The organism is Buttiauxella sp. AC142 (genome assembly GCF_979253435.1).
Map to the genome: position 1 here is coordinate 3,095,451 of NZ_CEEDCH010000001.1, position 11,351 is coordinate 3,106,801.

General features: G+C 50.0%; 6 protein-coding genes. 2 read left to right on the forward strand and 4 right to left on the reverse strand.

Going from position 1 to position 11,351, the window contains the following annotated elements:
- Positions 1-12: 12 nt before the first annotated feature.
- The 4 genes from cydB to mngA all read right to left on the reverse strand — a co-directional run bounded on the left by cydB (position 13) and on the right by mngA (position 8,036).
- Entirely contained in the window at positions 13-1,152 is a 1,140-nt protein-coding gene (gene cydB, locus AC0IWZ_RS14455) for a cytochrome d ubiquinol oxidase subunit II (protein WP_034497152.1), read from the reverse strand.
- 15 nt (positions 1,153-1,167) lie between these two features.
- Positions 1,168-2,736, reverse strand: a complete 1,569-nt coding sequence (gene cydA / locus AC0IWZ_RS14460; protein ID WP_471676965.1) for a cytochrome ubiquinol oxidase subunit I — start codon at positions 2,734-2,736, stop codon at positions 1,168-1,170.
- 712 nt (positions 2,737-3,448) lie between these two features.
- Positions 3,449-6,091: a mannosylglycerate hydrolase gene (gene mngB / locus AC0IWZ_RS14465; RefSeq protein ID WP_471676964.1), complete on the reverse strand. Its 2,643-nt coding sequence runs from the start codon at positions 6,089-6,091 to the stop codon at positions 3,449-3,451.
- Between the two features lie 25 nt (positions 6,092-6,116).
- Positions 6,117-8,036 carry a PTS 2-O-a-mannosyl-D-glycerate transporter subunit IIABC gene (gene mngA, locus AC0IWZ_RS14470; RefSeq protein ID WP_471679041.1) on the reverse strand — a complete coding sequence of 640 codons (1,920 nt, stop codon included), beginning with the start codon at positions 8,034-8,036 and terminating at the stop codon, positions 6,117-6,119.
- Between the two features lie 184 nt (positions 8,037-8,220).
- Here mngA and AC0IWZ_RS14475 point away from each other — a divergent pair, with 184 nt between their 5' ends.
- A complete protein-coding gene (locus AC0IWZ_RS14475) occupies positions 8,221-8,937 on the forward strand; it encodes a GntR family transcriptional regulator (protein WP_471676963.1) in 717 nt (238 codons plus the stop codon).
- 274 nt (positions 8,938-9,211) lie between these two features.
- Positions 9,212-11,329, forward strand: a complete 2,118-nt coding sequence (locus tag AC0IWZ_RS14480; protein ID WP_471676962.1) for a type VI secretion system Vgr family protein — start codon at positions 9,212-9,214, stop codon at positions 11,327-11,329.
- The last annotated feature ends 22 nt before the right edge of the window (positions 11,330-11,351 follow it).

The window sequence follows — 11,351 nt, forward strand, 5'->3', positions numbered from 1 at the left end:
TCAGCTCCTTACTTAGTACAGAGAGTGGGTGTTGCTTTCGATATGCTCTTTGGTGATTCGACCGAACATTTTCCAGTAACACCAGATGGTGTAGATGAGAACGATCGGCACAAATACCGCAGCAACAAAGGTCATCACGTTCAGCGTCAGCTGGCTGGATGTTGCATCCCACATGGTCAGACTCGCGTTCAGCATGGTGCTTGAAGGCATGACGAACGGGAACATCGCCACACCAGCAGTCAGAATCACACAAGCCAGAGTCAATGAAGAGAACAGGAATGCCATGGCACCTTTCTCCAGACGCGACATCAACACAGTCAGCAGCGGCAGAACCACGCCCAGTGCAGGGATGAGCCACAGGATAGGCATATTATTGAAGTTCACCATCCAGGCACCTGCCTGACGAGCGACTTCTTTAGTCAGCGGGTTAGAAGCTGCATGGTGATTCAATTCTGAAGTCACAACATAGCCGTCAATCCCGTAGATAACCCAAACACCAGCCAATGCGAAGCACACCATCATCACCAGCGCTGAAATTTGCGCAGCGGCTTTGGCACGCAGATGCAGTTCACCCACAGTACGCATTTGCAGGTAAGTAGCACCTTGAGCAAGGATCATGGATACGCTCACGACACCAGCCAGCAGGCCAAACGGGTTCAGCAACTGGAAGAAGTTACCGGTGTAGTACAGGCGCAGATACTCATCAACGTGGAACGGCACGCCTTGCAGCAGGTTACCGAACGCCACACCAATGACTAACGGTGGCACGAAGCTACCGATGAAAATGCCCCAGTCCCACATGTTGCGCCAGCGCATGTCTTCAATCTTCGAACGGTAATCAAAACCTACCGGACGGAAGAACAAAGAAGCCAGTACCAGAATCATCGCTACATAGAAGCCGGAGAACGCAGCAGCGTAAACCATCGGCCAGGCAGCAAACAGCGCACCACCAGCAGTGATGAGCCACACCTGGTTACCATCCCAGTGCGGGGCGATGGAGTTCACCATAATGCGGCGTTCAACGTCAGATTTGCCAATGATGCGAGACAACATGCCCACGCCCATGTCAAAGCCGTCGGTGACTGCAAAACCAATCAGCAAAATGCCAACCAGCAGCCACCAGATAAAACGCAATACTTCATAATCGATCATTTGACGACTCCTGTCTTAGCGTGCCGGCTGAGAAGCCACATTGGACTGCTCAAAGTGATAGCGACCTGTTTTCAGACTGCTCGGCCCAAGGCGAGCAAATTTGAACATCAGGAACAATTCCGCCACCATAAACAGCGTGTAAAGGCCGCAAATCAGTACCATGGAGAAGATCAGATCGCCCACAGTCAGCGAGGAGTTAGCAACCGCGGTTGGCAATACCTCACCCACAGCCCATGGTTGACGACCGTATTCAGCAACAAACCAGCCAGATTCAATCGCAATCCATGGCAGCGGGATGCCATAGAGCGCCGCACGCAACAGCCATTTTTTCGAGCCGATTGCATTACGTGTTACGGTCCAGAACGAAGTCGCGATGATAAACAGCATCAGGAAGCCACAACCGACCATGATACGGAATGCAAAGTACAGCGGAGCAACGCGTGGGATAGAGTCTTTGGTTGCTTTCTGAATTTGCTCTTCCGTCGCGTCGGCGACGTTCGGCGTATAGCGTTTCAGCAACAGACCGTAACCCAGGTCTTTCTTAACCGATTCAAAGTTATCGCGAACCGCCTGATCTTTCGAACCGGCACGTAACTGTTCCAGCAGGCTATAAGCCTTCATGCCGTTACGAATACGTTCTTCGTGCTGCACCATCAGATCTTTCAAACCAATCACTTGCTTATCCACAGAGCGGGTGGCGATGATGCCAAGCGCGTATGGGATTTGAATCGCATAGCTATTTTCTTGCTTATCCTGGTCCGGGATACCAAACAGCGTAAATGCTGCTGGAGCTGGTTGAGTTTCCCACTCAGCTTCAATAGCGGCCAGTTTGGTTTTCTGCACGTCACCCATTTCGTAACCGGATTCATCACCCAGCACGATGACAGACAGGATAGCCGCCATACCAAAGCTTGCAGCGATGGCAAATGAACGTTTCGCGAATGCAACGTCACGGCCTTTAAGCAAGTAGTAAGAACTCACACCGAGGATGAACATCGCACCGCACACGTAGCCAGAAGCCACTGTGTGAACGAATTTCACCTGTGCAACAGGGTTCAACACCAATTCGGAGAAGCTGACCATCTCCATACGCATGGTTTCGAAGTTAAAGTCGGAGGCAATTGGGTTCTGCATCCAGCCGTTCGCCACCAGAATCCACAGCGCGGAAAGGTTGGAGCCAAGTGCCACCAGCCAGGTTACCGCCATGTGTTGGACTTTGCCGAGGCGATCCCAACCGAAGAAGAACAGACCCACGAATGTGGATTCAAGGAAGAATGCCATCAGGCCTTCGATGGCCAGAGGGGCACCAAAGATATCACCCACGTAATGCGAGTAATAAGACCAGTTTGTGCCGAACTGGAACTCCATGGTTAAACCGGTGGCCACGCCCAAAGCAAAGTTGATACCAAACAACTTGCCCCAGAACTTGGTCATATCTTTATAAATTTGCTTACCTGACAGAACGTACACCGTTTCCATGATGGCCAACAAGAACGCCATACCGAGCGTTAGTGGCACAAAAAGAAAGTGGTACATCGCGGTCAAGGCAAACTGTAAGCGCGACAGTTCGACAATATCAAACATCTTGACTCCTTGCTCTTCGCATGAAGACTCCGACCGTGGTTCACCCGATGGTTCACCACAACGCATGCCCTAATACAAAAACATTGGCTTCCAAACTCCACCCTCTCATTATTTGTATGCAATGAAGAAGATGAAAGGTTACAAACACGTTAATAAAAACCCAAAAATAATCCGCAAATATATTACCCTGCAAATCCCTTACGATAAATAGGTAATTGCTAAGGCTTATTTACGTTTCTAGACAGTGATCAATTTATAGCGAAAATGTCCACTAACCGCCATCTTGATCTGCAACAATTTACGCGCTTTTGCACCCTACTTGCTAGTTTTAGATATTGATCTAGCGCAATTTATTCCCTGTTTGTTAATTTAGTTCCTCATAACAATGAATGGTGAACTTGTTGTTAATGATATGTTTTGCAAAAGTCATTTTCGTTAATGCATGAATGATATCTATAAACAAAAGTTATTTATTTGAAGCCAGGCCCGGAAATTAAATCCTCCGCATTAATGAAGCACAGCATTAATCACCTCACGGTATTTTCTGCTGTTCATTTCTTTTTTTGCTCATAATTAACAAATAATTTACTTTTAATGATGAAATGTTTAACAAGTCATTATTTTTGATATGGTTAGCAAAATGTTGCTGTGGACTGAAAAACAGAAAGGCCACGTAAAAACGTGGCCTGAGAAAAAGACAGAAACAGTAACGCTATCTGGAACAGTCTATCGCAAGGCTAAATGTCCGCGACTGGCAAGGCTTAACCACAGCAAACTGCCCCACCCTTTCTGATTGTTGTAGCAACGGTTTTTCATCCATTCCCGTCTCCTGCCAGTCAGTAATTGGCAGTGTGCTAGTCACCATTCCCTCTCCATGGTGTTGTTCGTCGGGGTTAAAGATGCGAATAATCAATTCATCACGGTCTTCCGCCTTTTTAAGGGCACTGAGCATACATCCTACCGAAGGCATCGTAAGCAAGCTAAATGTACCCGGCGTTTCAAAATCTGCCCGATTGAGTTTCATCGCATCAAATGGAATTTTGTTGTAGCACTGCACCGGTGTCAGCCATGCGCGGGCATGTTGTGCAATTCCCGCCGCCGTCGGCGAACCGCTAAATGCCATCAGGCTAAAACGACAACTCAACTTTCCGCGTAGTTGAGAATCAGGGGTTGGCAATTTGATGCCGGATGGTCGTCCCGGACGTAACACCAATTCTTCTTTGCCCAAAACACCAATCGAACGGAAAAGCGTCAGCGCAAAAGTGTCTTTTTTCTCACCGATGATTTCAAACTCACGCAATCCGTCGGTAAACAGCGCCAGACCTTGTTTACCATCATGCAATGCGGCGTAATTGAGTAAATTCCATACCGGAATCGGGGCTTCTTTCCAGCCTTCCTTCTGCCAGTTTTCCATCGCCGTATCTTCGACGGGGCGTGTAATGGTCCCAAACTGGTTATCTGCCAACACCGCTGTCGATGCGAATGGCGTCGGTATCAACACCCTCACCCGGTGATCGTAAGCCTGGTTATCGAGTTGTATTTCGATATCAATACGACGGCTATTGCGTGCAAGCGTGACATGACATTCAGCATCCAGATAACCACTCGTCTCGCGCACTGCCCGCTGTTGTAAATTCTCAGGTAACGCCATGCGCAGCTTCAATGTCGCCATGCTTTGCCATGCTTCGTGTTTCACTTCACAAACATGCGCGCTCGAAGTTGAGTAAATCAACCATTCGGCTTTAGCTGGGGAATAATCATATTCATCGCCGTCATCGGAACCGTCTTCCAGTTGCAAAACCTGGTCATAACTCAGGCCAGTGTATTTATCAGTAATACGTAGCGTGCCGTTCTGGTTGAGGGCGATATGATAGAAATTGTTTTCCAACAGAGCTTGCGTCGGCACCGGTACACTACGTTGCAGGCCAGGCTTCTTCCCTTCGACATACAGCGTGCAATAACCCATCGCGGGCAGAACCTGACTGAGCTGAATATCGTATTCCATGAACGGGTCATAATTGCCGTAATGCACAATTTGCCGGTCAACCAAACCTGGGTCGATTTCCCGCGCCTCACGAATGAAATACTCCACTTCGTGGCCCTGTCCATCTTTAAGCGTGAACTGGCTGGCACGGATGCGAATAGTCGTGTTGATTACCTCTTCACGCGGATAGGGCATCATATTGAAAAACGTCAGTTTGTCGGCTTGTGTAGCAGGCATATTGTCGACAATTTTACGCATGTAAAAACGAATCAGATTTTCAGCCATATCGTCTGCAAGTACAAAACGGGTCATGATCTCCTTGTGAACTTTGTCGCTACAACAGCAACCGATACTGTCATGCGCATGGTTTTTCAGGATCTCTTTCCACATCTTTTCCAGCAGGCCGTGGTGATATTCAAAACCTAGCGACCACGCGATAGACGCCAGCGGCTCCAGAATATTGACGATTTTGTTTTCAATCTGCGCATGAGCGATTTTAATGTCCATGCGTGTCGAGCTGATGGTGCGGTGCACTCGCATGTACTTGCCGTCGATAAACTCCCCTTTTAGCGTGGCAAGCTTCTCGCGCAATGCTTCAATTTTCTCGAATACTTCCTCAAAACGGCTCATCACAAACTCACGCTGAGGGTAAATCTCGCGCAATTTATCAATGACCGTGAAAATATTTTGTTGTAGCGGCATTTGATCATGCCCGTTTGGTAGCAAAATCTCCTGCGTTGCAGAAGCCTTTTCCAATACTTCAAAATAAGTGTCGAGGCGCTTACGCAGCCCAACTTCATCATCCGGCAAATATTTGCCAATGGCGTAACCCAACGGCAGCACCTGGGCGACAACTTCACTACCATCGTTGCTGTGCCACAAAAATTCGGTTCTGTCCGTGCCGTGGCGTTCTGAACAACCGCGCCAGAACATTGCGCGCTTGATTCCAAAACCGTTAAAGATATGCGGCAATTGTGCTGACATCCCAAACGAGTCCGGCAGATAACCAATTTTCATCGGCTCCCCAAATGCCAGGCAATCCCGCATCCCGTACATCAGGTTGCGCACGATGGACTCCCCGGAAACAATAGTGGTGTCTGTTTGCGTATACCACGGTCCGATGATCAGCTTGCCCGCTTCGACCAGCGCTTTCACACGAGATTTATTTTCCGGTTTAATCGCAAAGTAATCTTCCAGTACCGCCGTCTGCCCGTCGAGTACGTAGTATTTATATTCAGGATCACACTCAAGGCGAGTCAGTATCTCCTCCATATTATTTATCAATAGGATACGAGACTCTTCGGTCGTGAAATACCATTCACGGTCCCAATGCATATGGGGAGTTATATGAACACGAGATACAGCTTTCATTCTTGTTTGCCTTACTTCTGAGTGATTACGATAAAACGCTTTCAGTGGAATATTTGCCCTGCTTAACCGCGCGTTTACGCCACAAAATCAGTATCAGGGTTGAAATAATGGTGCCGACCAGCGCTGCACCAAACCACCCTGCCGCCGCAGCCATGCCGCTATGACCGCCAGGATGAAGTAAAAATAAAGAGAAAATACCTGCCCCCGGTGTCGATAAACCGATATTCATTGCACCCACCATCGCCCCCGTAACAACCGATCCCACGAGGAATGAACCAATCACACGAATAGGATCTTCAATCGCCATCGGGATCGCTCCTTCCGTGATCCCGGCAAGACCGAGCAACCAGGTCGATTTACCCGTTTCAATTTCAAAATCTTTGAACAGTTTTGGAGCGATCAATGTGGAAGCCGTAACCGTAAAAGCTGAAACCATTTTGACGGAGGCGAAGATGGCGTATGGGCCATACACGCCGTTCGCCATCGCCCCGAGGCAAAATGCGTAAGAGGCTTTATTCACTGGGCCTCCCAGATCAAACGAACACATAAAGCCCAGAATCCCGCCCAGCAACAATGCGTTGCTGCCGGATAAACCATTAAGCCAATGAGTTAAAGAGGCATTGATCCACGCGACGGGTTCGCCAATCACAAACAGCATTAGACTGCCGGCGACAAGCGTGCCAATCACTGGATAAAGGTAGAACGTAAGAAAACCATTGAAGTTAGGGCTGAGGCGTATGTGCTTTTTCACCCAACGCATTAAATAGCCCGCGATTAAACCGGCCACCACCCCACCGAGAAAACCCGAGCCAATCATGTTTGCCGCAAGCCCTGCAGCAAAACCAGGACCAAGTGCAGGCTTATCGGCCAGGGAATAAGCCGTATATGCCGCCAGAACCGGCACCATCAGCGTGCCGAGCATTCCACCGCCAAGTTTGCGGTACATCCACAACCATGAATTTTCAAGATCGAACAAATGCTGCAAACCAAAAATCTGCGCCAGCAAAACGGCTACAGCTAACACTGTTCCGCCCGCGACAATCAGCGGAACGGCAAAGGAAATTCCGCTCAGTAACGCCTGTTTTAATTCAGTTTTAAAACCAGGTGCAGATTGCGCCGAATCTTGCTGCTCCAGGCGTTCATCAAATGACGCTCTCAATGCCAGCGCCTGCTGCAAAATACGCTCGGCATGTTTGATGGGTTCAGCAACCGGTGTCGTAATTGACGGGATACCTTTGAAGCGCTCGACATCCTTGATAGCGACTTCGGCGGCAAATATACAAGCATGCGCCTGATTGATTTGCCGCGCAGTTAAACGCCCCTCAATACCATTCGCCCCCTGCTTTTCGACATAGACATTAATACCTAGTTTGCGCCCGGCTTTTTCCAGATATTCCGCCGCCATATAAGTGTGCGCGATGCCAGCCGGGCATGCCGTGACACAAACGATCGTCGGGCGAGAAGCATCTTCTTCAACCACGACACTTTGTGGCTCGTTGTTTAACAGCGCCAGAAACTCGTCGACCGATGTTGCATGCATCACTTTTTCGCGTACTTCATCATCAACCAGTACGGTAGTCAGAGAAGTCAAAAGCTGCATATGAGTTGAACCGGCTTCGCCTTCAGGAATGGCCAGCAAGAAGATCATCCGCACCGCTTCCGGCCCGTCTACACCTTCCCACTCAACAGGCGTTTTAAGCGTCGCGGCCGCAAATGCCGCTTCTTTTACCGCATTTGTTTTACCATGCGGCACTGCCAACCCTTCACCGAGAGCAGTTGGCCCCTGCGCTTCACGTGAAAAAACTTCAGTCAGAAATTGTTCCAGACTATGTAGTTTTCCAACCGCAGCCAGTTGTTTCGCCATTGTATGTATCGCTTCATCACGACTGGCAAATGTTGTTTGCAGTGTGACCAAATCGGGGTGAGTCAACGCCGTCAGGTTCATCATTCCCTCGTAAGGAGTCGGTTCCAGTTGCCGTAAGCTTACACAGCAAAACAATACCTTTATGTGATCAATTTCACTGCAAAGAATATTTGTATTAAATTTGTATTAATACTTATCAGTTAACAGTCGTGATGAATGGCGCTATGATTCGCCATGATTTTTAATGTTCTCAGGGGAGTACGTGGTGGCTAAGAAACCGATGTACCGTCAGATCGCCGATGCTATCCGCCAGCAGGTTGAAAACGGTGAACTGAAACCTGGTGATGCGCTGCCGACTGAATCAGCGTTGCAGGCTCAGTTTGCGGTCAGTCGTGTCACCGTACGCCAGGCGCTAAAACAGCTTACCGAGCAGCAAATCATTGAGAGCATTCAGGGCAGCGGTTCATACGTTAAGGAAGAAAAGGTCAATTACGATATTTATCAGCTGACCAGCTTCTACGAAAAACTGGCTGACCGGAACGTCGAAACCCACAGCGAAGTGCAAATTTTTGAAGTGACCAAAGCCGATGAGCTTTTAGCCGCCCGTTTACAACTCACCACGGATGAAAAAGTCTGGCATGTAAAACGCGTGCGTTTTATCAAGCAAAAGCCCGTCACTCTGGAAGAAACCTGGATGCCGCTCTCACTGTTCCCTGACCTGACCTGGGAAGTTATGGAAAACTCGAAATATCACTTTATTGAGAACGTGAAGAAAATGGTCATCGACCGCAGCGAACAAGAAATCATTCCGGTGATGCCGTCAGAAGAGGTCGTTAAAGCGTTAGGAATTGATGCCAGCAAACCGATTATTGAGAAGGTTTCATGCGGCTATCTTAAGGATGGGCGGGTGTTTGAGTTCAGCCGCAATATCTTTAAAAGCGACGATTACAAATTTACGTTGGTGGCGCGGCGTAAGCATTAAATCTGTCATAAATCCCTCCCCTTACTGCACTCATAGCATCATTGAAGTTACCAACCAGAATGGTGCTATGAACATCAATCTCTAAGATCTTAAGCATTGATCTGTCCGTTTTCTTATTTTCTATATTGTGATCAACATCACAGCCAACATTCTTGGCTCGCTTTATCTTCCAGCCCTCCTACTTTATTGATTTTATTATATTTATCAGGGTTATGGTTCAGTTGCGACTATGTACTCTGGTCAATAATTCCACGGACAGGAAAGGACTTCCCTCATGGCCTCAGACGGCACCCGCTTTACCTTCACCGCCGGGCGTACACCTGCGGACACCTTTGCGGTGGTGAACTTTACGCTAAAGCAGTCCCTCTCCTCCCTGTTCAGCCTGGAGATCACCGTCGCCTGTCACGACCCGGCGATTGACTTTAAAGCCATTCTTGATGAAACAGCCACCCTGCTTATCTGGCAGGGGGATGTGATTAAGCGCCGGGTGCGTGGCCTGGTCACCTTCTGCGAGCAGGGCGATTCCGGAAAACACCAGACGCTCTACCGCATGACGGTGCGCCCGGAGTTCTGGCGCAGTTCACAACGGCAGAACTGCCGCAGTTTTCAGAACTACGACATCCAGTACATCTTCGCAAAGCTGCTGAAAGAGATGCGTATCCGCACGCATGACGCCCTGTTCCGTCGTCCGCATCCGGCGCGTGAATTCTGCGTGCAGTTTATGGAGTCGGATTACGATTTCATCGCCCGTCTCGCCGCCGAAGAGGGCATTTTCTTTTTTGAGGATGAATATCTCGACGACCGTGACCAGAAACTGACCTTCACCGATGACCGCTGCAACCTGCGCGGCCTCGGGGCTTTCCCCTATAACCCGAATGCCGCCTCTGAATCGTCCGCATACTGCATCAACACCTTTTGCCGCAGCGCGCAAATCCGCCCGGCAAAAGTCACCACTCAGGACTACACCTTCACCGCCCCCGGCTGGCAGGCGCAGTACCAGGAAGAAGGCACAGACCTGTCGTATCAGCGCCCGGACTATGAAATCTTTGACTATCCGGGGCGTTTTAAAGACGAACAGCACGGTGCCGATTTTGCGAAATATCAGATGGACGGCTGGCGCAATAACGTCGATTTTGCCAGTGGCACCAGTAATTGCCCCCAGCTCCAGCCGGGGCGCTGGTTCACCCTCACCGACCATCCGCGTGAAGATTTAAACAGCCCGTGGCAGGTGGTGTCGAGCGAGATGACCGGCAGCCAGCCGCAGGCGCATATCGGCAGTTCAGGCCAGGGCACCACACTCACCAACAGTTTTCATGTCATCCCGGCCACGCAAACCTGGCGCCCGGCGCCGCTACCGAAACCGCGGGTGGACGGCCCGCAAATCGGCATTGTCACCGGTCCGGCCGGGGAAGAAATCTACTGCGACGAACACGGACGTGTGACGGTGAAATTTGCCTGGGACCGCTACAACAAAACCAACGAAGAAAGCTCGTGCTGGGTGCGTGTCTCCAAGGCGTGGGCAGGCACCGGATTCGGCAACATCGCCATTCCGCGTGTCGGCCAGGAAGTGATTGTCGATTTCCTCAATGGCGACCCGGACCAGCCGATTATCACCGGGCGCACCTATCACGCCGCCAACCGTGCACCGGGCGACCTGCCGGGGACTAAAACCCAGATGGCGATACGCTCGCAGACGTATAAGGGTGCCGGGTACAACGAACTGATGTTTGAGGACCAGACAGGCCAGAAGCTGCTGTCGATGCATGCCCAGAAGGACATGAAGACGGTGGTGCTTAATAACCGGATGACGGAAGTAACAGCTAACCACAGCGAAAACGTGGGCGGCAACCAGGCAGTCACCATCGCCAGGAACCAGGTGCAAAGCATTGGTGCCAACCAGATGGAAACCATCACCGCCAACCAGGTCCTGACTGTCGGCCAGAATCAGTCGGAAACCATCGGCACAGCCAAAAAAGAAACGGTCGGGTTGCTCAGCGCATTAACTGTCGGACTGGCTTACCAGGTCAGCGTGGGAGGCGTGATGAATACCTCTGTTGCCCTGGCTCAGTCCTCAGAAGTGGGACTGCTCAAATCTCTGATGGTCGGGCAGAAATACGCTGTCAATGTCGGCAAGGAAATGACCGTCAGTGTGGGTGAGCGTAAAACAGAAAGTGTGGGCAAAGTGTCACAACACTCCGCCGGGGACCATCTGGAACTGAGTTGCGGAAAAGCCAAAATTGTTCTGACTAAAGACGGCAAAATATTTTTGTCCGGGATGGAACTGCATATCCAGGCCGTAACGGCCGTGAACAGTGATGCCCTGCTGATAAACCTGAATTGTGGGATGACCACACCGCCTCCTGCTGCGCCTTCTGACAGCGTTGGCAGTTAGCCAGACAACCCATTGATAATGT